General features: G+C 69.8%; 19 protein-coding genes and 3 pseudogenes. 11 read left to right on the top strand and 11 right to left on the bottom strand.

Annotated features, from left to right (window positions below; translation table 11 throughout):
- Positions 1-310 precede the first annotated feature (310 nt).
- The 5 genes and pseudogenes from istB to FG385_RS30625 all read right to left on the bottom strand — a co-directional run bounded on the left by istB (position 311) and on the right by FG385_RS30625 (position 4,510).
- Entirely contained in the window at positions 311-1,099 is a 789-nt protein-coding gene (gene istB, locus FG385_RS30645) for an IS21-like element helper ATPase IstB (protein WP_139100288.1), read from the bottom strand.
- Entirely contained in the window at positions 1,096-1,983 is an 888-nt protein-coding gene (locus FG385_RS30640; RefSeq protein ID WP_235022893.1) for a Mu transposase domain-containing protein, read from the bottom strand. Before FG385_RS30640 ends, istB begins: the two co-directional genes overlap by 4 nt.
- Before the next feature lie 281 nt (positions 1,984-2,264).
- A pseudogene (locus tag FG385_RS30635) lies at positions 2,265-2,504 on the bottom strand (transposase); the annotation flags it as partial.
- Between the two features lie 292 nt (positions 2,505-2,796).
- Positions 2,797-3,276: a hypothetical protein gene (locus FG385_RS30630; RefSeq protein ID WP_139100287.1), complete on the bottom strand. Its 480-nt coding sequence runs from the start codon at positions 3,274-3,276 to the stop codon at positions 2,797-2,799.
- A gap of 109 nt (positions 3,277-3,385) precedes the next feature.
- Positions 3,386-4,510: a hypothetical protein gene (locus FG385_RS30625; RefSeq protein WP_139100286.1), complete on the bottom strand. Its 1,125-nt coding sequence runs from the start codon at positions 4,508-4,510 to the stop codon at positions 3,386-3,388.
- 329 nt (positions 4,511-4,839) lie between these two features.
- Here FG385_RS30625 and FG385_RS30620 point away from each other — a divergent pair, with 329 nt between their 5' ends.
- The 8 genes and pseudogenes from FG385_RS30620 to FG385_RS30585 all read left to right on the top strand — a co-directional run bounded on the left by FG385_RS30620 (position 4,840) and on the right by FG385_RS30585 (position 12,348).
- Positions 4,840-5,502, top strand: coding sequence for a tetratricopeptide repeat protein (locus FG385_RS30620; RefSeq protein ID WP_160148924.1), 663 nt, complete (start codon positions 4,840-4,842; stop codon positions 5,500-5,502).
- An 89-nt stretch (positions 5,503-5,591) separates the two neighbouring features.
- Positions 5,592-5,867, top strand: a pseudogene (locus FG385_RS30615) (helix-turn-helix domain-containing protein); the annotation flags it as partial.
- Between the two features lie 104 nt (positions 5,868-5,971).
- Positions 5,972-6,607, top strand: a complete 636-nt coding sequence (locus FG385_RS30610; protein WP_139100284.1) for a GntR family transcriptional regulator — start codon at positions 5,972-5,974, stop codon at positions 6,605-6,607.
- Between the two features lie 165 nt (positions 6,608-6,772).
- Positions 6,773-8,200 carry an MFS transporter gene (locus FG385_RS30605; protein ID WP_200834739.1) on the top strand — a complete coding sequence of 476 codons (1,428 nt, stop codon included), beginning with the start codon at positions 6,773-6,775 and terminating at the stop codon, positions 8,198-8,200.
- Positions 8,201-8,222: 22 nt separating this feature from the next.
- Positions 8,223-9,122, top strand: coding sequence for an ABC transporter substrate-binding protein (locus FG385_RS30600; RefSeq protein WP_139100283.1), 900 nt, complete (start codon positions 8,223-8,225; stop codon positions 9,120-9,122).
- Positions 9,119-10,105: an ornithine cyclodeaminase family protein gene (locus FG385_RS30595; RefSeq protein ID WP_139100282.1), complete on the top strand. Its 987-nt coding sequence runs from the start codon at positions 9,119-9,121 to the stop codon at positions 10,103-10,105. Before FG385_RS30600 ends, FG385_RS30595 begins: the two co-directional genes overlap by 4 nt.
- Entirely contained in the window at positions 10,084-11,526 is a 1,443-nt protein-coding gene (locus FG385_RS30590; protein ID WP_200834738.1) for an MFS transporter, read from the top strand. The genes FG385_RS30595 and FG385_RS30590 overlap by 22 nt, the downstream gene beginning before the upstream one ends.
- A 99-nt stretch (positions 11,527-11,625) precedes the next feature.
- Positions 11,626-12,348, top strand: a complete 723-nt coding sequence (locus tag FG385_RS30585) for an aspartate/glutamate racemase family protein (protein WP_139100281.1) — start codon at positions 11,626-11,628, stop codon at positions 12,346-12,348.
- A 370-nt stretch (positions 12,349-12,718) separates the two neighbouring features.
- Here the strand turns inward: FG385_RS30585 and FG385_RS35135 are convergent.
- The 3 genes and pseudogenes from FG385_RS35135 to FG385_RS30570 form a co-directional block, all read right to left on the bottom strand.
- Positions 12,719-13,072: pseudogene (locus FG385_RS35135) on the bottom strand (helix-turn-helix domain-containing protein); the annotation flags it as partial.
- An 11-nt stretch (positions 13,073-13,083) separates the two neighbouring features.
- Positions 13,084-13,377, bottom strand: coding sequence for a DDE-type integrase/transposase/recombinase (locus FG385_RS30575; protein ID WP_139100280.1), 294 nt, complete (start codon positions 13,375-13,377; stop codon positions 13,084-13,086).
- Positions 13,378-14,027: 650 nt separating this feature from the next.
- Positions 14,028-14,687, bottom strand: coding sequence for a LysM peptidoglycan-binding domain-containing protein (locus FG385_RS30570; protein ID WP_139100279.1), 660 nt, complete (start codon positions 14,685-14,687; stop codon positions 14,028-14,030).
- 454 nt (positions 14,688-15,141) lie between these two features.
- Between FG385_RS30570 and FG385_RS30565 the strand changes: the two genes are divergently transcribed.
- The 3 genes from FG385_RS30565 to FG385_RS35130 all read left to right on the top strand — a co-directional run bounded on the left by FG385_RS30565 (position 15,142) and on the right by FG385_RS35130 (position 17,279).
- Positions 15,142-15,762, top strand: coding sequence for an NAD(P)-dependent oxidoreductase (locus FG385_RS30565; RefSeq protein ID WP_139100278.1), 621 nt, complete (start codon positions 15,142-15,144; stop codon positions 15,760-15,762).
- On the top strand, positions 15,759-16,754 hold the full coding sequence (locus tag FG385_RS30560; protein WP_235022892.1) for a sugar kinase: 996 nt from the start codon (positions 15,759-15,761) through the stop codon (positions 16,752-16,754). The genes FG385_RS30565 and FG385_RS30560 overlap by 4 nt, the downstream gene beginning before the upstream one ends.
- 315 nt (positions 16,755-17,069) lie before the next feature.
- Positions 17,070-17,279: an IclR family transcriptional regulator domain-containing protein gene (locus FG385_RS35130; protein WP_327436866.1), complete on the top strand. Its 210-nt coding sequence runs from the start codon at positions 17,070-17,072 to the stop codon at positions 17,277-17,279.
- A gap of 191 nt (positions 17,280-17,470) precedes the next feature.
- Here the strand turns inward: FG385_RS35130 and FG385_RS30550 are convergent, their stop codons facing one another.
- From FG385_RS30550 to FG385_RS30540, 3 genes are all read right to left on the bottom strand, one after another.
- Positions 17,471-20,578 carry an ATP-binding protein gene (locus FG385_RS30550; protein ID WP_139100277.1) on the bottom strand — a complete coding sequence of 1,036 codons (3,108 nt, stop codon included), beginning with the start codon at positions 20,576-20,578 and terminating at the stop codon, positions 17,471-17,473.
- Between the two features lie 72 nt (positions 20,579-20,650).
- A complete protein-coding gene (locus FG385_RS30545; RefSeq protein WP_139100276.1) occupies positions 20,651-20,875 on the bottom strand; it encodes a hypothetical protein in 225 nt (74 codons plus the stop codon).
- A gap of 12 nt (positions 20,876-20,887) precedes the next feature.
- The gene (locus FG385_RS30540; protein ID WP_139100275.1) at positions 20,888-21,250 is read right to left on the bottom strand and encodes a cupin domain-containing protein; all 363 of its coding nucleotides are present in this window, start codon (positions 21,248-21,250) and stop codon (positions 20,888-20,890) included.
- Positions 21,251-21,430 lie beyond the last annotated feature (180 nt).

Raw genomic sequence — 21,430 nt, 5'->3', positions numbered from 1 at the left:
ATGAGCCTGTCGATCCGGCGATGTTCCCTGCCTCGCCCACCCCATCCGGGATCACTGCCGGAAACATCCTGCGCGACAACGACGACTCGCTCGGGGAGTGCTGCGCTTGTTCTCGCCCCGACGGCGAGTCCGGGCGCGATCCGCGAGGGAACCCACATTCGGCGCCGGCAGGCCGCGATCGTCACGGTGGTACGCCCCCGATCGTCTCGGCCTGATCAAGGGTGTCAACGGTCATCGTGATCTCCGGGTGGGTGGACGTGAGACCTCCGGGTCGGCGGACATGGTTTCTCCGGGTGGGCGGACTTCTGGGTCACTCGTTGGTGTCGTCGGTCAGCGGGATCACCCCTTTCCCTGCGAGGGCCTCGGCGAGACGATGGCTGTCGCCCTTGGTGGCGACCAGATGAGCGTGGTGGAGGAGCCGGTCCACTGTCGCGGTGGCGGTGGTCTTTGGCATGATCGTGTCGAAGCCGGAGGGATGGATGTTGCTGGTCAACGCGATCGAACGCCGTTCATAGGTGGCATCGGCGACTCGGTAGAGCGCTTCGGCGGACTCGGCTGCGACCGGGAGCAGCCCGATGTCGTCGACCACGATCAGGTCGTTGCCGCAGATGCGGGCGACCGTGCGGGCGATCGAGCCGTCCACTTTGGACTTCATGATGGTCGCGGTGAGGGTTTCGAGTGTGTGCCAGGCGACTCGCATGTCCTTCTCGATCGCGAGGTTGGCCAACGCTTCGGCAAAGTGACTCTTGCCCGTCCCGGATGGGCCGCTCAGGACGAGATTCTCGTGTCGCTGCAGCCATTCCAGGGTGATCAACGCGTTCTGGGTGGCCTCGCTGATCGAGGACTCGTCCGGCCGCCAGGACGAGAGCGTCTTGCCGTTGGGCAGCTGTGCTTTCTTCCGCCGCATCCGCCGGGTCGCGGCGTTGCGGCCGGAGGCTTCCTCGTCCAGCAGGACGCGCAGGACCTCGGCGGGGTCCGAGCGTTGCGCCCGCGCGGTCGCCAGGACCTCGGGCGCGGCTTTGCGCAGATAGCGCAGCCGCATCCGGCGCAGCACCCGGTCGAGGTCCTCCGGCAGTGCCGACGATGTCGCGGTGCTCATTCGCCCAGCCCCTCCCAGGCCGAGGTCCCGGGCTGCGCCGAGTGGTTCTCATCGGCGCGGACGACGTCGGTGCGGGAAGCCGAGGTGGCCAGGTGATCCACGATCGAGGGCAGGTCCTCGTCGGCGAACCGCCCGGCGATCGCGGCCAAGCCCAACGCTTCGTCGACGCTGCCCGGGCCCAGTGCGGCGGCGAGCTCGAGGGCTTTGACCATCTTGGTGCGGATGCGGGTGACCCCGGTCGCGGCGGCCTCGACCAGCCAGCGGTGGGCTCCTCCGCCGAGGTCGAGGAACGCGATCTCGGTCTCGGTCCGCGGCCGGATCTTCGGCGGCCGCGGCGAACCGGTGCAATGGCTGGCCGAGTAGCGCGCGTCGAGAATCCGCGGCTTCTCGGGTGTCGAGAGCCGATGCCGGGCGATCTCGGCCAACCCGGTGGCCTCCCGGGCGGTGATGACGAGCTCGTCGCCGACGACGCGGACCCAAACCTTGCTGCCCTGATGCCCGTCCGGAGTCGAATACCGCACCGACCCGAACCGGATCGTCTGATCCGACTCCACCAGGCGCTCCTCCCCGAGAGCGAGCGCATGCGGCTGTTCGGGCAGGACATGCAGATGCGCCCGTTCGACATCGAGCCGAGCGTTCGGGGTGGCCGCGGTCTCGCGGTGGACGCGGGCGTTGACGCGTTCGCACCACTCGAAGCAGGCGTCGGCCAGCTCCGTGAACGAGCGGTATTCGGGCAGCAGGTTCGCCGAGGTCGGCACCAAATCCGCCTTGGCGATCTTGACCGTGTTCTCCGCGCCACCCTTGGATTCCGGGTCGAACGGCTCACACGTTTCGACCTTGCAGCCGTAGTGTCGCCCGGTCGAGACTATGTCCGGATGCCTCACCGGAATCCCCGCAACACGATCCACGGTGACCGTCCGCGGATTGTCAGTCAGCAAATACGGCGGGGCACCACCAATCCGCCGCAACATGGTGTCCACACAGGACACTAATGTCCCGAGGGTTTGGTCCCAGACCGGGATCACCACCCGAAACCGCGACCAGGACAGCCAGCCGCACAACAGCTGCGTCCGCCGACCCGCCACCCGAGGTCCTTCGCCCCAGTCAAACTGACACCACATGCCCGGCTCCGGAATCCAGGGACGATATTTTCGCCGGTGGCCAGCCCGAGGTGATCGCAGACGTAGTCGCGCAGGTCCTCGCGCACCGCGTCGGCGTCCCACACGGCCCGGGCGAGCAGGTGTTGCAGACCGTCCGGGGTCGCGTCGCCGACATGCTCGGCGATGGTCCAGCAGTTCTTCCGCGGCAGCTGCGACACCAGGCCCAGCAACAGTTTCTCCGCCCGGCGCCGAGGCTCGACCCGACCGAAGCGGCCAGCAATCTGCCCGGCCATCTCATCGAACATCGCCCGCCACCGGGCAGGGTTTATGCTGGGGCCCGCGGCCGCCAGGCGATCACGTTTAGTCCACACAACCGATCATGATCAACTGGTGGCCGCACCCGTCTCCGACGGTCCCCGTTGAGGACGGTCTTGGCGTGCGTGTCGCGCGTGAGTTGATCGACAAGGCGCGCGCGGGCGGGGTGTCGCTGGTCGGGCCGGATGGGCAAACCCGTCGGCTGACTCACGTCAACTACTCCGCAAGAGCGGTGGTACATGCGGATGGCGGGCCGCGCCCGTAGTCGGCGCTTGCCCGTGGTTAGGTGAGCTGGGAGTCCAGGCGTAGTCGGACCCATTCGAGCAGGAACTCGCCATCTTTTCGGCCGGCTTGTGTGCCCGCTATCGCTATCCCCAGTCCCGCCGCGAACATGAACACCGGGATGAGCACGATCGCTAACGGTGGAGGTGGGGAGATGGTCGGCAACGCCACCGCGGCGAGCGCCGTGAGCGTCGCGACTCCGGCGAGCCAGAACGGCAGGAAGACCCGCACCCACAGTGCAACGCCGATGTAGCCGCGGACCTCGGCAGTCTCGTCGCTCCGGCCGAGGACCTGGATCCGGATCTGGTGAGAGAAGCTGTTGCGGGAGCCGATCCGGCGTACGCGCAGGCGTAGATCGGGCCCGTCCCAGGTACCGCGCACCTCCCTCATCGCGCCACTGGCGTGCGGAGGCAGGTATCCGTCTTCGACTCCGCTGACCAGCGCGTCAAGCACCGCGTGCCGGGAAAGTGGGCTCACCATACTGACTCGTTCGACGCGCCATACGGCAGCGATCGGGCCAACCAGGACTTCACGAATCGACAGTAGCCGCCGACTCCGGTCAGTCCAGCGGTGCGTGCTGGGCACCACGTTACTGCCGCGGACGGCGGGCGCGACCCACCTTCGCGAGGGCCAGCGTCGGATGGCCGGGCAGGCCGACCGGGCGGTACCCCTTGCCGGGTTCGCCGGCTATCCACAGCACACCCGAGATCCGCATCGCGGCGGCAACACTGGAGCCCACGTGCCGGAACTCCACCGAGCGTGTCTGTCCGTCCGGCAGATGTAGTCGCCCCGTCAGCTCCTGGGCCCGGGCACCCTGGCGCACCGCACGATCAAACGTGACCGGCAGCGGCGTCCATACGGCTGCCGCTGCGGCGCGGGACATCCGTGCGAGCCGCAGTAGCGCTCGCGCGTTGGTGCAGAGGGCGCACGCTGCCAGCACAAGACCCCACAGTGTGGCCGCGCCGAGGACGTTGTCTGCCTTGGATTCGTCACGAAACAGCGGCGGGAGGTAGGTGGCGAGGAGCCATCCGACGAACGCCAGGTTCACGAGAGCGCCCCGGATCAGGACACGCCACGAGTAGCGGATGAAGGACCGCAAGACCTCGTCGTCGCTCGGGGCGTCACGCAGCGGTGCGAACGGTTCGAGCGGTTCGGCCGACGGCGGTGGTGCTTGGGTGACCCGGCCAACGACGGGGGACACGATGCCGGGCGCGACGACGATGACGCGTCCGACCGGGTCGGGGCCAGGCATCCACACGTACGGCTTGCGCGCGAACAACGGCCCGTAGACCGACGCCGGCGCGATCTTGAGCCACTGGTCCGGCGCCAACCGGAGGTACGCGGCACTCCGCAGCGTCAGCAGATCGTCCACCGTCAGGGAGATCTTCCGGAACGGGCCCTGCAGCAACCGATGCCGCGCCTTCGAGCCGTATCTGAGCCGGACACGAACACAGACCCAGAGCCGCAGCGCACAGACGATCGCCGGCACGGCCGGTAACGCGATCCCTGTCCTGGAAGAGAACCCGACCAGTACGTAGATGCACGCCGCGAGGATCAGCACCGACCACCCGAGTCGGGTGCGCACGCACCGTCCCTGGCCCCGGACCGCCGGCCCGATCCAGGGATCCTCCGCGGCCGGCCGGTCGCACCGCGGCTCGAACACCACGGTCTCGGTGGGCGAGGGAACTGTCGCGGCATCAGCCGACATACTCACGACAACGTCCTCCAGGGAGCGCGGCCCACCTGAGGGACGCTGACGCCGGAAGGCTACCCGCCGGCCAGGCGGGGCGGTAGCGTCCTACTGCACGTCGCTGGGTGGAAGGTGTGGGTGGACTCGTGGATGCATGTCAGGTCCTCACGGCTCCGTGGCTCAACGTCGCGTCGGCCGCCGCCATGGCGGTTGTCGCGGTGGCGATGGTGGTGTGGTAACTGCGCCGGCGGGAGTGCCTGGCGCGAGCCGCTCTGCTGCGGGCCCGCGTCCGGGACGCCTGAGCCCTGCTCACCGATGGCCGCTTCGCTGAGGCCGAGAAGGCGTACCGGGCGTTGCCCGCCGACTCGACCCTGCGACGCGGTGCGGATCAGGGACCGGCGCTCGTCGCCGCACTCGGGATCTACAAGGCACGCTTCCACAGCGGCGACTGGGCCGGGGCGGAGGCCGTGCTGCGCGAATTCATTGCCGGCTATGACCCGACGAGCGCACCCTTCCGCAGCGGTCTCCTGTCGGCGCGGCGCGAGCTGGCGCACGTGCGGTTGCACCGTGGCGAATACGAGGAGGCGGTCGGAGAGCTGCGTGAGATCGCGGCCGAATGCCGGCAGCGGTGGGGAGAGGTGAGCCTGCACTGCATCATCGCTCACTCCGTCCTCGGCGAAGCGCTGAGCGTGGCCGGGTATTCGGACGAAGCCGTCACCGTCCAGCGGCAGGTGGTCGGCCGCATCGGCGGCGTTCCCGGGATTTCGTCCAAGCAGTCGGACTTTGCGCGCGTCCTGCTCGCGAGCAGGCTCATCAAAGCCGGCCGGGTCGACGAGGCGGAACAGGAACTCGTCGGGGTCGTGCCGACCCTCGAAGCCACGGCCACGGAAGCGGCGTTGACGTTGCGTTCCGTGCTGGCTGAGCTCACGACCAAACAGGGGCGGCACCAGGACGCGGCCCGGCAGTGGGCCGAGCTGTTGCCCGCGTATGCGGAACGGCATGTCGGCGTCGCGTGAAAACTGACCCTGTTCCGGCGGGCGAAACTGACCCCCTTCGGGACTCTGACTCAAGATCGAGTCAGGGAGGAAGGGTGTGCTGAGGGTGGGAGGATTGGGCAGAAATCCGCAGGTTGCATCGGGGTGAGGGGATGCCGATCAAGGCCATCGCCCGTCAGATGGGTATCTCGAAGAACACCGTGCGCAGGGCGCTGGCCTCGCATGAACCGCCTCGTTACCAGCGGGCGAGTCGGGGGTCGATCGTGGATGCGGTGGAACCGCAGATCCGCGCGTTGTTGGAGCAGTGGCCCACGATGCCGGCCACGGTGGTCGCCGAACGGATCGGCTGGGCCGGGCTGATCAGGGGCGCGGTGTCGCGGATCGCCTCCGCGGTGCGGCGCGTGGCCGCGACGCTTGTCGGCCTGTCTCGTGAACGAGGACCTCGCGTGGGCCGAGGCGGCGCGTTCGCGCGTTCCCATATGCTCGTTTCGTGGTCGCCAAGTCGGACTCGATCGTGACGGTGCTGCGTGCGGAGATCATCGACGGCACGATTCCCGCGGGGGCACGGCTGAAGGAGGAGGTCATTGCCGCCCGCTTCGGCGTCTCCCGGGTCCCGATCCGGGAAGCCTTGCTGCAGTTGGAGAGCGAAGGCTTCATCAACACTGAGAAGTACAAGGGTGCGACCGTCTCGGCTCGATCGCAGCGCGATGTCGTCGAGCTGATGCAGGTTCGGCGAGGACTGGAGGTCCTCGCTGCGTCCCTCGCGGCGGAGGCGCGAGGCGGTGACCAGGCCGAGAATCTTAGGGCGGTCGTGCTGCGCGGGCGCCAGGCGGGTGAGGCCGGGGCTGTGGATGAGCTTCCGCCGTTGATCCTGGAGTTCCACGAGATCGTCGCTCGCGCGTCGGGTAATGCCGAGCTCGCGCGCATGCTCGACGGGCTGCTCCGCAGGATCGCGTGGGGCTTCGAGCTCGAGATCGAGGACCGCATCGACACGTCGTGGGCCGACCATGCCGCGATCGCCACCGCGATCCTCGGCGGGGCCCCGGTGCAGGCGGGCTACCTGATGGGCGAGCACATCCTCAAGGACGAGCAGATCTACCGCCGGCAAGTGGCCGCGCCCCTCTAGGTCGTATACGAAAAAGGCAATCCCACACCTGTGTTCACATGGTTGGCACGGGTAGAAACGTGTCGGCAACAAGTCTCGTATACAAAACTGGGTGTTCGTTGCGTGGTCGTCTCTGCCCCTCGGTCCACCGGCCGAGGGGATACCGCCGATGTGGAGCTCAGTCCCATGACCTCGAATCACACCCCGGAGCGCACCGGTTCCGGCACCCTCGCCCATCATCTCGACCGGATCGCCTTCAGCCGTGCCCAGTTCTGGGTGCTCATGCTCATCCTCGCCGGGATGTTCTTCGACACCCTCGAGCAGAACTCCGTGGGCGCGATGGGCGCGAACCTCAAACTCTCGCTCGGGATCACCGACAACCAGTTGACCGCGATCAACACCGCGACCGTGATCGGCGGGCTCGTCGGCAGGCTTGCCGGCGGATGGCTCGCCGATCGGTATGGCCGTCGCGCCTCACTGTCGGTGAACCTGCTGCTCTACACCCTTGGCGGCCTGCTCAGTGCGGTCGCTGTGAACTACGACATGATGCTGGCCAGCCGTTTTGTGGTGGGCATCGGGCTGGGCGGTGAGTTCACGATCGGCATCGCGATGCTCGCCGAGATGGTCGCCACCCGGCGCCGGGGCGCGCTGGTCGCGACGCTCAACATCGGTTCCGGTGGCGTGGGCAACTTCCTGTCCTACGGGCTTTTCTTCCTGCTGCTCGGCCCGCTCGCGCCCGCGCTCGGCGGCGCGCACCTGGTGTGGCGCTGGACCTTCGTGGTCCTTGCCGTCCCGGCCCTGCTCGTCGTCGGCTACCGGCGCCGTCTCCCGGAGACTCCCCGGTTCCTGCTTTCCAAGGGACGCGTCGAGGAGGCCAACCGCTCGCTGGCGATCCTGGCGTCGGACTCCCTCACACCCCCGGCGGGAGCGGCGCCCGACGGTCCGCTGACCGTGGCGGACGTGCCCGCGCGCCAGCTCAAATCCTCGCCCGCAGCCGTGTTCGCCCGCTCCGTGCTGCCCCGCACGCTCTCGATCGGTGCCGCGTCCTGGATGGCCTTCGGCGCACAGGTCACCCTCAACTTCCTGATGCCGACCCTGCTCGTGGAGCGCGGCTATTCCATCTCGGACAGCCTGCTCTTCACGATGATCATGAATGTCGGTTCGCTGCTCGGCGCCTGCGCGGCCGCCCTAATGGCCGGGCGGGTCGGCCGCCGCAGCACCGTGGGCGGCGCGGGCGTACTCGGCTGTCTCACCGCCGCCGCGTTCGCAGCGTTCGGGGACTCGACGGCACTGATCCTCTGCCTCGGTGCCCTCTTCCAGTTCTTCACCATGATCACCAACACGACGCTCGCGGTCTGGTCGCCCGAGCTCTACCCGACCGCGATCCGCGCGAACGGCACCTCGATCGTGAACGGCATCGGCAACATCGCCGGCGCGGTCATGCCGTTCCTCGCCGTCGCCCTGTTCGGCGCGTTCGGCCTCGCCGGGGTCTTCGGCATGGTCGCGGTCATGTACGCCCTGCTCGTCCTGGCCTCGCGGTTCGCACCCGAGACCCGAGCCCGGACGCTGGAGCAGATCAACGAGGACGCCCCGGCGCCCGCCCCCGTGGCCTGACAACAAGAAACGGAGCACCCACGTGGACAGCATTCGCATCTCCGCGACCGCCAACGGTCTGAACTACCTGCCCGAGTACCTCGCCGACGCGACCGGCCTGTTCCGTGACGCGGGCCTGTCGGTGACCGCTCGTGCCTGCGATCCGTGGACCGGCGTCCTGGACGACCTGGCCTCCGGGGCAGCCGATCTCGCACTCGGCGGGCTCTGGGTCCCTGGCATGTACGCGGGCAGCAGCCGCGCACTGACGGTGGTCTGCCAGCTCAACCACCAGGCACCCAAGGCCATCGTGCACCGTGGCGCACCAGAGAACTTCACGCTGCCCGACCTCACCGACCAGGTCGTCCTCGCGCCCGGCATCGGCGGCAGCGCGCCCTACGCCGTCACCGCGGGGCTGATCCGGGAGACGGGCGCCGATCCTGACGACATCACCTTCGTCCGGGACCTCTCGACACCAATGCTGGTCGAGCTGTTCCGCGCCGGGCTCGGCGACGCGATCGTCCTCGACCTCGTCACCGCACTCGAACTGGAAGCCACCGGTGGCGGGCGGATCGTGTTCCGCAACCTCGACCAGGGCGGGATCATGCCCAACAGCGTCTACTACTGCCGCACCGACCGCGTCGAGGAGCTGCGCGAGCGGTTCACCCGCTTCGTCGCCTGCATCGACACGGCGATGAAGCGCCTTCCCGCGACACCGGCGGAGACGATCGACGCGATCCTCACCGCGCGCTGGCCGGGCAAGGACCCCGGGATCCTGCGTGACGCCACCCGCCAGATGGCCGCGAGCGCGGTCTGGGACACCGTCGCGATCGACCCCGCGGCCAGCGACCGCTGGATGCGGATGCTCGCCGAGAGCGCGATGCTCACCCGCATCCCGGCCTACGACGAGCTGGCCGATGACAGCTTCATGAAGGCCTACCGGTGACCGCTGTCCTGCAGGACGACGTCCTGGCCGGGCTCGTCGACCTTGGCGACCTGATCGACGCCGTACGGACCGTGCACCGCGACCTGACCCTCGGGCAGGCCGAGCAACCGGTCCCGGCGATCAGCGCGACGGCGGGAACCACCATCGTGTTGCCGATGGTGGCGACCTCCCACCGTTTCGGGCTGACCGTCGTCAAGGTCCTCACCGACGCGCCCGGCAACCGGGAGGGCGGCGGTCCCACCCAGCAGTCCACCGTGGTGGTGCTGGATTCCCGCACCGGAGCCCGGCTGGCCGTCATGAGCGGTGGGGCCTGCACCCGGATGCGGACCGCCGCCGCCAGCGCCGTCGCCACGGATGCCTTGGCCCGTAACGATTCCCGGGTCCTCGGCCTCGTCGGCGCCGGGCCACTCGCGGTCGAGCACGTCGCCGCCGTCCGCACGGTCCGCCCGATCGACACGGTCGTCGTCTGGTCCCGCTCGGCGTCACGGGTAGCCGAATTCCGCATTGCTCTCCGGCAGCGCGAGCACGCCGACGGCGTCCCGGCACTCGACGTGCTCACCGCCCCCGGACCACGTCACGTCGTCGAGGCCGCCGACGTGCTCTGCACCCTGACCCCGTCCCGCGTCCCCGTCGTCGAGGGCGCGTGGTTGCGCCCAGGCCAGCACATCAACGCCGTCGGCGCACCACCCCGACCCGACCACCGTGAGATCGACTCCCACGGCATGGCGAGGGCAACCGTCGTCGTCGACAACACCGACATCCAGCTCCAGAAGTCGGGCGAAGTCCTGCTGTCACTCAAAGACGGGACCACCACCGAGGACGACTTCCGGTGCGAACTCGGCGCGGTGCTGGCTGGGCTCGCGCCCGGCAGGACCCAGCACGAGCAGATCACCCTGTTCAACTCGGTCGGCATCGCACTACAGGACCTCGCTTTCGCCGCACTCGCCCTGAAGAGGACACCATGGACCACGCCGAACACCTGACAACAGAAGCCGCGGCACCGGGCGGCGCGCTCGCCGCCGCGTTGGACCGGATCGGTTTCACCCGCGCCCACGCGGGCATCGTCGCGCTGGTGCTGGCGGGCATGTTCTTCGACGCCCTCGAGCAGGATGCCACGGGCGCCATCGGCGAGGGGCTCAAGGCCAGCTTCGGCCTCGACACCAGCGGCCTCGCACTGCTCAACACCGTCACCACGGTCGGCGGCCTCGTCGGCAGGCTGGTCACCGGCTATATCGCCGACCGCAAGGGCCGACGATTCGCGCTGGGCCTGAACCTGCTGCTCTACACCCTCGGCGGCATCGTGAGCGCCATCGCGCCGAACGTGGAGATCCTCAACCTGAGCCGGTTCCTCGTCGGCGTCGGTCTCGGCGGCGAGTTCACCGTCGGCCTCGCCCTGATCGCCGAGATGGTCGCCACCCGCTACCGCGGCACCGTCGCCGCGTCACTCAACATCGGCTCCGGCGGAGTGGGCAACTTCGTCGCGTTCGGACTGTTCCTCGTGGTACTCGGACCGCTCAACACCGTTCTCGGCGGTACCTCGCTCAGCTGGCGCTGGTTGTTCGTCCTGCTTGCCGTGCCAGCGCTGCTCGTGGTCCTGTTCCGGCGCTATCTGCCCGAGTCACCCCGGTTCCTGCTAGCTCAGGGCCGGGTGGACGAGGCCAACCGCACGCTCACCATCCTCGCCTCGGGCCGGCTCGGGCAACGTCCCGCCGGAGCCAGGGTGACGCACTACCTCTCAGCAAACGACATCCCGGCCACCGCGGGCCGGCGCGTACCGCTGACCGAGCTCGCCACCAAAGCGTCGCTGAAGCGTACGGCCTCCATCGGGCTCGCATCGTGGATGTCCTTCGGCGCACAGGTCACCCTGCTGGTGCTGATGCCCTCGATCCTGGTCGCCGAGGGATACAGCGTGACCAACAGCCTCGCCTTCACCATGGTCATGAACGTCGGCAGCCTGCTCGGCGCGTGCGCCTCGGCCTACCTCGCCGGCCGAGCGCCACGTAAGGCGGTCGTCCTCTTCGCCGCCGTGCTCGGCTGCCTCGCCGCGGTCGCCTTCGCGCTGCTCGCGCACGGGGTCGCACTGATCCTGATCCTCGGCGCGATCTTCCAGTTCTTCGCGCTGCTGCTCAACACGACCCTGGCCGCCTGGTCACCGGAGCTCTACCCGACACGGGTACGCGCATTGGGCACCTCGGTCGTCAACGGCATCGGCAACGTCTCCGGGGCCGTGATGCCACTACTGGCCGTCGCACTGTTCGCCACCACCGGCGTCGCGGGCATCTTCGTGATGCTCGCGATCATGTACATCGCGCTCGCTGTCGCGGCGGTCTTCGCACCCGAGACCTACCGCCGCTCGCTCGAGGAAGCCAACAGCCAAGACCTCGCGGCACCGGCCGCCACGTAACCGTCAACGGCCCCTGCCGCTGCAGAAACGGAAACAAACCCATGCCAACGATCCAACTCGCCACCGCCACCAATGATCACGCTCGGGAGTGGCGCTGACATGAGGATCGCCGTCACCAACTGCAACACCACACAGGCGATGACCGACACGATCGCGGCCGGCGCCCGCGCCGCGGCCAGCCCCGGCACCGACATCCTCGCCCTGACACCCACATGGGCCCCGGAATCGGCCGAGGGCTGGCTGGACAGCTTCCTGTCCGCGACCGCCGTGCTCGACCTGCTGCGCACCTGCCCGGAACCCTTCGACGCGGTCGTGCTCGCCGGTTTCGGCGAACACGGCCGCGAAGGCGCGCGCGAACTACTCGACGTGCCGGTCGTCGACATCACCGAAGCGGCCGCGCACCTCGCCTGCCTGCTGGGCCGCCGCTACGGGATCGTGACCACATTGGACAGAAGCCGCGGGCTCATCGAGGACAGTCTCCACACGGCAGGCGTCGCGCAGAACTGTGTCGCAGTCACCGGCACGGGCCTCGCGGTCCTCGAACTCGACGACGAGGAACGCACCGCCTCGGCCCTCATCGCCGCCGCTCACGACGTCCGCGACCACGGCGCGGAAGTGATCGCCCTCGGCTGCGCCGGAATGACCGGGCTGGACCGGCGCATCCAATCAGCCGTGGGCCTCCCAGTGGTGGACGGCGTGGCCGCCGCAGTACGGCTGGCCGAATCCCTGGTCGCCCTCGGCCTCACCACCAGCCGCGCCGCGTTTCCCACACCACAACCGAAAAGCCGACGCTGGCACCCCGACGACGACTCGGGACGATGAGGCGCCGACCAGGTCAGCGGTGCCGTGACCAGCACGGCCCCGTAGCCGACAAACACGAACCGCCGCCCGGTTGCTCAAGATCTCACGACCTGACCATTGCTCGACCTGGAGCGGGCGTTTCCCGGACTGCTTGACGCAGTCCTCAACGCGGCCAACCGCGAGGCGGACCACGAACCGGCGGTCAGGGGGCGGCGCGCGCCCGCATCATGACGGCGCAGGCGAACGGCCCCGTCACCCCGCTCCGGCCTCGGCTTCAGCTTGGCGGATACGCTGGCAAGAAGGTCGTGAAGGCCGACGGCGGCGGCGAAGTCCGGCAGCCGGGGATCGCGGTGCTGTGTTCGCACGGCGGCGGCGAGTGCCGCATAGGCCAGCGCCACGTTGTAGCCGGGAGCCTCGCATCCCGGCACAGCCACCGGGCGATCGCGCGCACGCCGAGGCCCTGTGCGCGCAGCATCGCGATGTCCTCGCGCTCAACGAACGACAAGTACCGGCCGGAGACCGATGTGGACAGTTGAGGGTTCACGCCGCCAGCGTGACGGAACCACCGGTAGCCGACTGGTGCCGACACGCCGGCCACCTCTGACGCCTCGTCGGTCCGGACACCGGTCGCGATCGCTGCCCAGAACCTGACGCGGTCTTCACGCCAGGCGATAGTCGGGCGACCTGGCGAGGGGATCTGCCCCCGGTACAGCCGAACCTGCTTTTGCCTCGGCCCATACGCCATCGCTCCACCTCTCAGTCAAGGTGTCGCGACGACCAGTTGAATCCGCCCTGCGCTTCGCGATCGCTGTGATGGACGAGCCCGGTCAGGTCGGCGCCGGTGGCCTGACGGCGCCAGATCGCCATCTGCAGCGCGTCTAGCGCGAGATCGGTGTAGAGGCTGGTGGCGACCTGCCAGCCGACGATCAGACGGGAGAACACATCGAGCACGAACGCAGCGTAGACGCAGCCGGCGTTGCCGAACCCGTTCTTGGGCTGCAGCGGGGCAGGAGCCGCCGGGGAGGGCGGCATAGGGGTCGAGCCGGACATGTTTCCTCTTTCGACGAATGCGGCGCGCTCAGCCGAGGTCTGGGGGTATCACGCCCTCTGGTATGTCCATCTCATGGTGTGGAGCGCTCGGATTCGGTCGCAGAGTAGAAAGGCATCGGAATCAGGGGGACAACGTCCTCCGAAGTGGACAGCGTCGCTTGAATGGGGTACAACGTGGACTGTCGATCGTAGATCGAATGGTCGAGACAACGCCTCGCGCCCGGCGCGGGTTCGTGGAGATCACCCTCCTTTTTTCGAAGTCGAGTCCGCCGGACACCTGGAAGGTCGGCAGGATTGCGTCGCGGTGACCGTGAAGTCCGCCCACCGCGGCTGGATGGCACAGAATCTGTCCGTTGTGGACTTCACGCTGACTCCCGACGAAGTGTCCGCAATGGACAACCTGTCAAGCGCGGCGGAAACCCTCCCGGCCAGAAACGGGCGGTGAGGACGGATTTTGCCGTGGAGAGGCCTGGCCTTAGGCGCGGGGTAAGCGGGCCGGTTCCCGCCGAAGGGACCCGCCTACCCCGCGGTCCTGCCGCCGGGGGTTCCGGGGACGGCGCCCGAGCGCACCGTCGGCCAGGAACCACTCCGGGCGGCCCGCCGTCCGCATCGCCCGGGGGAACGCGATGCGGACGCGGACCTCGAGCGGGTCAGCTGGTGGCGATCCGCTGCCCGACCAGTATCAGGTCGGCGTTGGGGATGTACTGCGAGTTCGCCTTCTGCAGGTGCTGCCACCCGCCGGACACGCGGAACTTCGCCGCGATGCCCGAGAGGGTGTCACCCGCGACGACGGTGTAGTTCCCGGTGGGGTTCGACCGTGTCGCACCGGCCGGGGTCGCATTCGTGGGCTTCGCCTCGTGCCGGACCTTGGCGGTCTCCGTCGAGGCCGAACCGCCGCCGCTCTGCCCGCCGAAGAAGGCGAACTGGGCCGAGCCCGCACCCGTGGGGCACTGCCACGGCGCGGAACCCTGCTTCGCGTAGATCCGGTCCGCGACGGTCTGCTGCTGAGCAGGGGTGGCCTTGTCCGCGGTCGGGGCGAACTGGCCGCCGCCGTTGGCAAGCCAGGTCTTGGTCACGATCTGGAACAGACCGGCGGGGCGGCCGGCCCGCTGCCCGGCCGCGGTGTTGTTGACCGCCGTCGGGTTGCCGCCGCTCTCGCACTTGACGAGTCCGGCCTGCCCCGGGAAAGCGCTGGCCGTGCCGGCCCCGGCGATGCCGATACCGCCGAACGTGGCGCCCGCGATAGCCGCGGTCGCGCCGGTTCGCCGGAGAACAGTCTTCGTCTTGCTGGGCTTGCTATGACGTCCCACGGTGGGTGGGCTCCTTACTCACGCTCACACCGCGTGCCCGTCTCCGCGCCTGGTTCAGGCAGCGGTGCCGGAGGTTCGCGGTGGCTTGCGGCCGCTGATCCTCGGGGTAGATCGCAGGTCACCGCGAAAGCGCGAGAAGATTACGAAAATGAAACAACGAGAGTACAGGATTCGTGGGAATGGACACAGATCATCAAAACTGGTAGTGACAAGACGACCGTGGGTTATGCCCATGTGTCGCTATTCCGGCAATAGATCTTGGCTTCACCGCAACAAAGACCGGATGAATGCGACGCCAAATGCATTTGTTGGGACTAGGGCCGAAAATTTCTGACAGAACTCGATTGTGTTAGCGGGTGCCGTACCGGTCACCGGCAGCGACCCGGCCGGTCGGCGTGGCTACTCACGACCCAGCTGATCACCGTGTCGGCGCCAACCGCGAACGGTCGTGCCGATGCGGTTCGTTCGCGAGATTGTCCATTCATCGGACATCGTGCTGACCCGCCCGCTGCCGATCACCGATGGTGTCCGCCCCACGTTCGGCACGCTCGCCGGGGCCCCGGTCGGCATCGTCGGCTTCGGGCACATCGGGCGGTCCATCGCGAAACCGTGCCGTGCCCTGGCTACGCGACCCGTCGCCGTGCGCGGGTCCGCCCGCGAGCGGGATTTCGGCGACCCCGACGCCGGCTGGGTGGACGGCATGGACGCACTCGGCGAGCTGCTGGACTGCCCGCTCACCGGCGAGACCCGCGGCCTGATCGGGGCCGCGGAACTGAAGCGGCTCGGGCCGGCCGGGATCCTGGTCGGTGTCGCCGGCGGGCCGGTGGTGGACGAGACCGCGCTCTGCCGAGCGCTGACCGACGGCACGATCGCGGGCGCCGCACTCGATGCGTGGCACGCCTCGGCCGGGACTTCACCGCCGTTCGCCGGCCTGGACAATGTGGTCATGACCCCGCATTACTCGGCCTCCGCGGACAACACCTACGCCGACCGGGCGGCGGAAGTGATCGGCAATCTGATCCGGCTGCGCGAGGGTGGGCCCCTGCGCAGCGTCGTACGGGCGGGAAACCGGTGAACGGTGTGGATCTGCTGGCGATCGGGGAAACGATGGTGATGGTCACCCCGCGGCCGGGCGGGCGGCTCGACGCGCACAGCTCGTTCCTGCTCCGCCCGGGCGGAGCGGAGTCGAACGTCGCCGCGCTGCTGTCCGCGCTGGGGCACCGGACGGCGTGGGCCGGCGCAGTCGGGAACGATCCGCTCGGCGACATCGTCGTGAACTCCTTGCGGGAGCGCGGAGTCGAGGTCGGGCTCGTGCGCCGGGACGCCGAGCGGCCCACAGCGGTGTACTTCAAGGACCCGGGACCCGAGGGCACCAAGGTCTACTACTACCGCTCGGGTTCCGCGGCGGCCGCCATGTCCACCGCCGACCTCGCCGCCTGGACCGGCTGCCCCGCCCGCGTCGTGCACCTGACCGGGATCACCGCGGCCATCTCCCCGCAGGGCCGTGAGCTGACCCACCACCTGCTCGCCGGCCGGCCACTGGGGACAGCGCTGGCGAGCTTCGACGTCAACCACCGCCCCGCCCTGTGGTCCGCCGCCGACGCCGCGCCGGTCCTGCTCGACCTCGCGCAGCGCAGCGACATCGTGTTCGTGGGCCGGGACGAGGCCGAGACGTTGTGGGGCACCCCGGACGCGGGAAGCGTGCGGAAGCTGATCGACCGGCCGGGCCACCTGATCGTCAAGGACGCGGCGGTCGAAGCGGTCGGCTTCACCCCGGACGGCGAGTGCCGGGTCCCGGCGACCCCGGTCGAGGTCGTCGACGCGGTCGGCGCCGGGGACGCCTTCGCGGCGGGGTGGCTGAGCGGGCTGCTCGACGGCCGCGACGAGACGACCCGGCTGCGGCTGGGGCATTTCGCCGCCTCGCGGGTACTCCGCTCGCCGTCGGATCTGGCGGAACTGCCCCGCGCGGCCGAAGTCGTCGCGGGATTCACGGCCGGCCCGGCTACCGTCCCCGGCGGATCCCGTGCCACCGAACGAGAAAGCGATCGTCCATGTCGCAAACCGTAGCCCGCGCGATCGAGGTCATCGAGTTCGTCCCACGGCGGCACGGCTCGCTGGGCGAGGTCGCCTGCCCGAAGGCGGCTGCGGGATGGGATTCCAGCTCATCATGCTCGGCCAGCTCGCCCTCGACCAGCTCGAGGCCCGGTCACTGGCGCGCGCCACACTCCAGCGGCTGAGCGAGGAGTACGGGCATGTCTACGTCGACAAGATCGACGGCAGGGGGCGTGATGGGTTCGCGCATCGGCCTGCCCGCGCTGACACACACCGCCGGGGTCGCGAAGGTGATCACGGCATACCAGGACGAGCCCCAGCCGGGAGGAGCTGGAGCGGCAGCTCGGCCAGATCCGGGAACGTGGCTGGGCCGAGGACGACGGCGAGCACGAGGACTACCTCAACGGCGTCGCCCTGCCCGTGTTCGACGCGCGCGGCAGGGTCACGCACGGGATTTCGGTCACGGCCCTGCGCGCGGTCGTGCCACGGGCCGAGCTGCGCGAGCACATCGACCGGTGCCGGGCCGCCGCGCACACCTGAACGCGACCCCCGCCGAGTTCACCGTGGCGCCGGGACTGCATCCCGAGGTGCTGGCGGAGCCCGAACCGGCACCGCCGCGTGGCCTGCGCCGTTCGTCCGCGAACCATGATCGCGGACGCGGGGCCGGGCAGTCAGCTGGTCACCGTTGCCGGTTCGAGCTGCGGGTCGACGGATTCGACCACTCCGTCAGCTCAGCTCCAAGATGCAAGTGCTTCGCAGCGGGAAGCGTCGAGTGGCTGCCCGGCCTCGCGGAAGCGGCGGGCGGCGGCCGCGAAGTGGTTGGTGGCGGATGTGTGGTCGCCGTGGGCGCGTGCCCGGTGCCCCCGGACCTCGTGCACGGCGGCGTACCAGCCTGGCAGGCGCATCAGCAGGCTGGTCAGGCGTTGCGCCGCGCGTTCGTAGTGGGCGGCACGGTCGAGGTCGCCCGCCTTCGCGGCGGCGATGGCTGCGGGGATGTCGAAGGTGATCCGGCAGCCGGGGCACGTCTCCATGGATCCGTGCACCGCGGCTTCGCCTTCCTCGAGTGCCGAGAGCGCCGAGCGCGGGTCGGGCGCCATCGCGATCCGGGTGCCGTAGATGCGGTCGAAGAGATGGAAGCCGAGGTCGGACTCCCGCGCCACGGCCAGCGCGTCGTCGAGCAACGCCTGGGCCTCGTCCCGCTCGCCGCGGTAGAGCGCGACCTCGGCTCGCCGTTGCAGGGAGAACGATTCCCCGGCCGCGGCGGCGATGTCGCGGTGCAGTTCCGCGCCGTGTGCGAGGTCTTTGTCGGCCTCGTCGAGCTGCCCGGACAGCAGCTTCGCCTCGCCCCGCAGTGTCATCGCGAACGCGTAGCCCCTGGCCGCGTTCAGCCGCTCTGCCTCGGCCGCCAGCCGGTCCGCGAACGCGATCACCTCGGCGTAGGGCAACCCGCCGTACAGCAGCCGCTCGGTGACGCACAACTGCCCGTCGAACACCGATGCGGCCAGCCGGGGCAGGGCAGCCGTGCTGCGCAACCCGGTCTCGACCACCCGCGGCAGTTCGCCGCGTGCGTGCGCGGACGCGGCTTCGGCCCAGGAGGCGATGACGATCGCGGCCGGGTCGCCAGACTGGATCGCCAGCCGGCGGGTGCGGGCCGCGGTCGCCTCACCGGTCGCGGGATCGGCGAAGCCCATCGCGGCGGCGCCCGCCAGCGCGAGCGCGTGCGCGAGCCGTCCGCCGATCGTGGCCGGCTCGAGACCGGCGACCACGTCGGCCGCGCTTGCCGGGTCGCCGGCGCGCACCGACGCCAGCGCCTGCCTGGCCAGGAGGTCGCTGCGCTGGGCCGGGTCGGCGCACTCGGCTGCGGCCGCGAACGCGGCGGGGGCTCGCACGTCGCCGAGGGCTTCCAGGGCCTCGGCACGCAGGCATGACGTCTCGGCGTCGCCGGGGAAGTGCCGGAGCAGGGTGTCCGCGTGGGTGAGCGCGTCGTCGAATGCCCCGGCCTCGATCGCTTGGCGGACGGCGGCACGCAGCCAGGGCGCCGCGGCGGCCGGCCGCGCACCAGCCAGCCATTGCGCGGCGATGACGCTCGGCGCGGCTCCGGCGGCGGCGAGCCGCTCGGCGGCCTCGCGATGGATCATGCGGCGCCGGTGCGGGGCGAGTTGCCCGGCGAGCGCCTGGCGGACCAGGTCATGCCGGAAGCGGTACCGCGCATCCGTCAGGACCAGGATCCCGGCACGCAGGGCCTCGTCGATGACGGTGAACGCCTCGGGCTCGGGCAGTCCCATGATGCCGAGCAGGCCGTCGGTGTCGAAGTCGTCACCGGCCAGCGCGAGCCGCCGCAGCATCTCCACGGTCGCATCGTCGAGATCGACCAGCCGCCGCACGATGGCGTCGGCCGCCGTTCGTGGGAGCGGCGACGCGTCGCCGGCAGCCCGGGCGAGTTCGATGGCGAAGCAGGGGTTGCCTTGGGCGAGTGCGGTGATGCGCTCGACGACCTCCGGCCCGGGCACCGCCGGGACGTGCTCCGTGATCAGCTGGGCGATTTCCCCGCGGTGCAGGGGACCGAGTTCGAGCTCCACCACCCGCCCGGCCCGCGCCAGCCGCGCCACTCCGCTCGACAGTGCGCCCTCGGCGGCCTCACCGCGGTAGGACAGCACTGGCAGCACCGGGATCCGGTCCAACCCGCAGAGTTGCAGCAACACATCGATCGTGGCCTCGTCCGACTCGTGCGCGTCGTCCACGACGGCCACGATTCTCGTTCCCGCGGCCAGCAGCAGGCGGCGGAGCGCGCCGGCGATCTGGTGTCGCGTGAGGACGGTTCCGGCCCGCAGTGCACTAAGACTGTCCAGAGTGGACTTTGCGGGATCGCCCGCCCTGTCGAGCACATGCTGATCCTCGGCGACAAGCTGGTCCACCATCCGCAGCAGCGGCGCGCAGGGCCGGTCCGACGGCTGGACTCGCACCCTGAGCACTTGCCAGCCCAGCTCGCGGGCCCGCGCCGCCACCTGGTCGCACAGCCTGGTCTTACCGATGCCGGCCGGGCCGCGCACCACGAGTGCGCCGATCTCCCCGGCGGGGCCCGCGCGCAGCACGCGGGACGCGGCCGCCAGCTCGTACTCGCGGCCCACAAAGGCCGGTTCGGCGGCCACCGCGGTGGCGACGCAGGCCTCGTAGAGCAGTTGGGTCTCGCAACTTGGCCGGATCCCGAGTTCACGCCGCAGCGCGGCGCTCAGCCGCCCGTACCATCGGACGGCGTCGCAGCGGTTGCCCGCCGCCATCGCCGCCTTCATCAGCTGACGGCAGGCGGGTTCGTCGGTGCCGTCCTCCTCGACAAGCCGCTCCCACAACGCGCCCCGGCGCAGCAGCTCCAAGTGCCGGAGCCGCAACCGTCTTCGCGGCTCCTCTGCCCAGCCCTCGTACAACGACTCCGGCAGCAGATCGCCGGGGTAGGTCGACGCGACCGCCGCGCACTCCGCGGGATCGCCGCCGCGGAGCGCCTCGTCGGCCCGCGCCTGGAAGCCCGCGACGTCGGTGACCACCGGCACTCCGGGGAACAACGCGACCTGCCCGTTCCGCAACACGACCGCGTCCGGGCAGCCGAGCGCCTGCCGGGCGTGGTGCGCCGCCTTGCGCAGGTTCGCCGCCCCGGCGTCCGGCTCCAGATGCGGCCAGAGCGCGTCGATCACCCGGTCGCGCAGCAGGCGATGTCCGTCCGCGAGCGCCAGTAGCTGAACCAGTTCGCCCGCGCGCCGCGCCGGCCACGCACCGGGCGTGATATCGAGACCGTCGGCACTGACGCGAAACCCGCCAAGCAGGCCGACGCGTATCTCGGCGGCCATCGCGTCCCTCCGCCCCGAACCGGCTCGAATGCCTGAAGTGTCCGGCTTTCGCGCGGTCCGGGCAAGAGCCGCTCACCCGCCGATGGACGGCACCGGCGGTTCCAGGATGCCCCAATCAGGACGGGGTATCGGCCGCGTGACCACGGACACCGCGCCGGCCGACAAGGCGGACAGTAGCGCCGCTTGCTGGCTCGCGGACGTGCAGAGCAGGTCACCGACCCACTCGCGGTCCATTTCCACCCGCACGATGAGGCGTCGCTCGTCGGCGGGCAGCACGAGCTTGATTCGATCGGCCATCGTCACTCCACCTCACTTCGATCCGGTCAGGTGATCGAGCACCGGGCGGAACTCCTCGGTCGGGGAGAAGTCCACGTATTCGGTGTCCTCGAGCGCGACGGGTGCGTGGCCGGGCGCCCAGTAGACCGCTTGGCCCGCCCGGTATTCCTGCCGTCCGTGGGCGGTGTGCATCTCCAGCCGCCCCGCGAGGAGGTAACCCCAATGCGGGCACTGGCACAGGTCGTCGGGAAGGCCCTTCAGCGCGGGCCGCAGATCGGCGCCCGCCGGCAGCCGCACGAACGCCGCCGACATGCCGCCCCCGATCTCCGCGAGCCGCAACTCGACCCCCTCGTCGTCGACGACCGGCGACGCGTCCTGCCGAAACACCGCTTTCATGATCGTGCCTCCTGATCCGGATCGCCGCTCCCACCGGGTGGAGCGAGCCACTGGACGAAGCCTGTCACGCGGGCGTTCCCGAAACGTTCCCGACGGCATGCGGTGTTAGGTGAGGAGGAAGTAGCGGAGCCAGAGGTAGGGGGCGGCGAGCAGGATGGTGAGGGTGGTGATGAGGGCGCC

Source organism: Amycolatopsis alkalitolerans, assembly GCF_006152065.1.
GTDB classification, from domain to species: domain Bacteria; phylum Actinomycetota; class Actinomycetes; order Mycobacteriales; family Pseudonocardiaceae; genus Amycolatopsis_E; species Amycolatopsis_E alkalitolerans.
Note: the sequence above shows the minus strand (reverse complement) of the source record. Positions and strands in the feature narration are given on the sequence as shown.

Excerpts from the sequence above, each read along its gene's own strand:
- FG385_RS30540 (WP_139100275.1), bottom strand. The coding sequence starts at position 21,250 with ATGAAAGCGGTGTTTCGGCAGGACGCGTCGCCGGTCGTCGACGACGAG.
- FG385_RS30585 (WP_139100281.1), top strand. The coding sequence starts at position 11,626 with ATGAGGATCGCCGTCACCAACTGCAACACCACACAGGCGATGACCGAC.
- FG385_RS30630 (WP_139100287.1), bottom strand. The coding sequence starts at position 3,276 with ATGGTGAGCCCACTTTCCCGGCACGCGGTGCTTGACGCGCTGGTCAGC.
- FG385_RS30565 (WP_139100278.1), top strand. The coding sequence starts at position 15,142 with ATGCGGTTCGTTCGCGAGATTGTCCATTCATCGGACATCGTGCTGACC.
- FG385_RS30605 (WP_200834739.1), top strand. The coding sequence starts at position 6,773 with ATGACCTCGAATCACACCCCGGAGCGCACCGGTTCCGGCACCCTCGCC.
- istB (WP_139100288.1), bottom strand. The coding sequence starts at position 1,099 with ATGAGCACCGCGACATCGTCGGCACTGCCGGAGGACCTCGACCGGGTG.
- FG385_RS30550 (WP_139100277.1), bottom strand. The coding sequence starts at position 20,578 with ATGGCCGCCGAGATACGCGTCGGCCTGCTTGGCGGGTTTCGCGTCAGT.
- FG385_RS30575 (WP_139100280.1), bottom strand. The coding sequence starts at position 13,377 with ATGTCCGGCTCGACCCCTATGCCGCCCTCCCCGGCGGCTCCTGCCCCG.
- FG385_RS30545 (WP_139100276.1), bottom strand. The coding sequence starts at position 20,875 with ATGGCCGATCGAATCAAGCTCGTGCTGCCCGCCGACGAGCGACGCCTC.
- FG385_RS30590 (WP_200834738.1), top strand. The coding sequence starts at position 10,084 with ATGGACCACGCCGAACACCTGACAACAGAAGCCGCGGCACCGGGCGGC.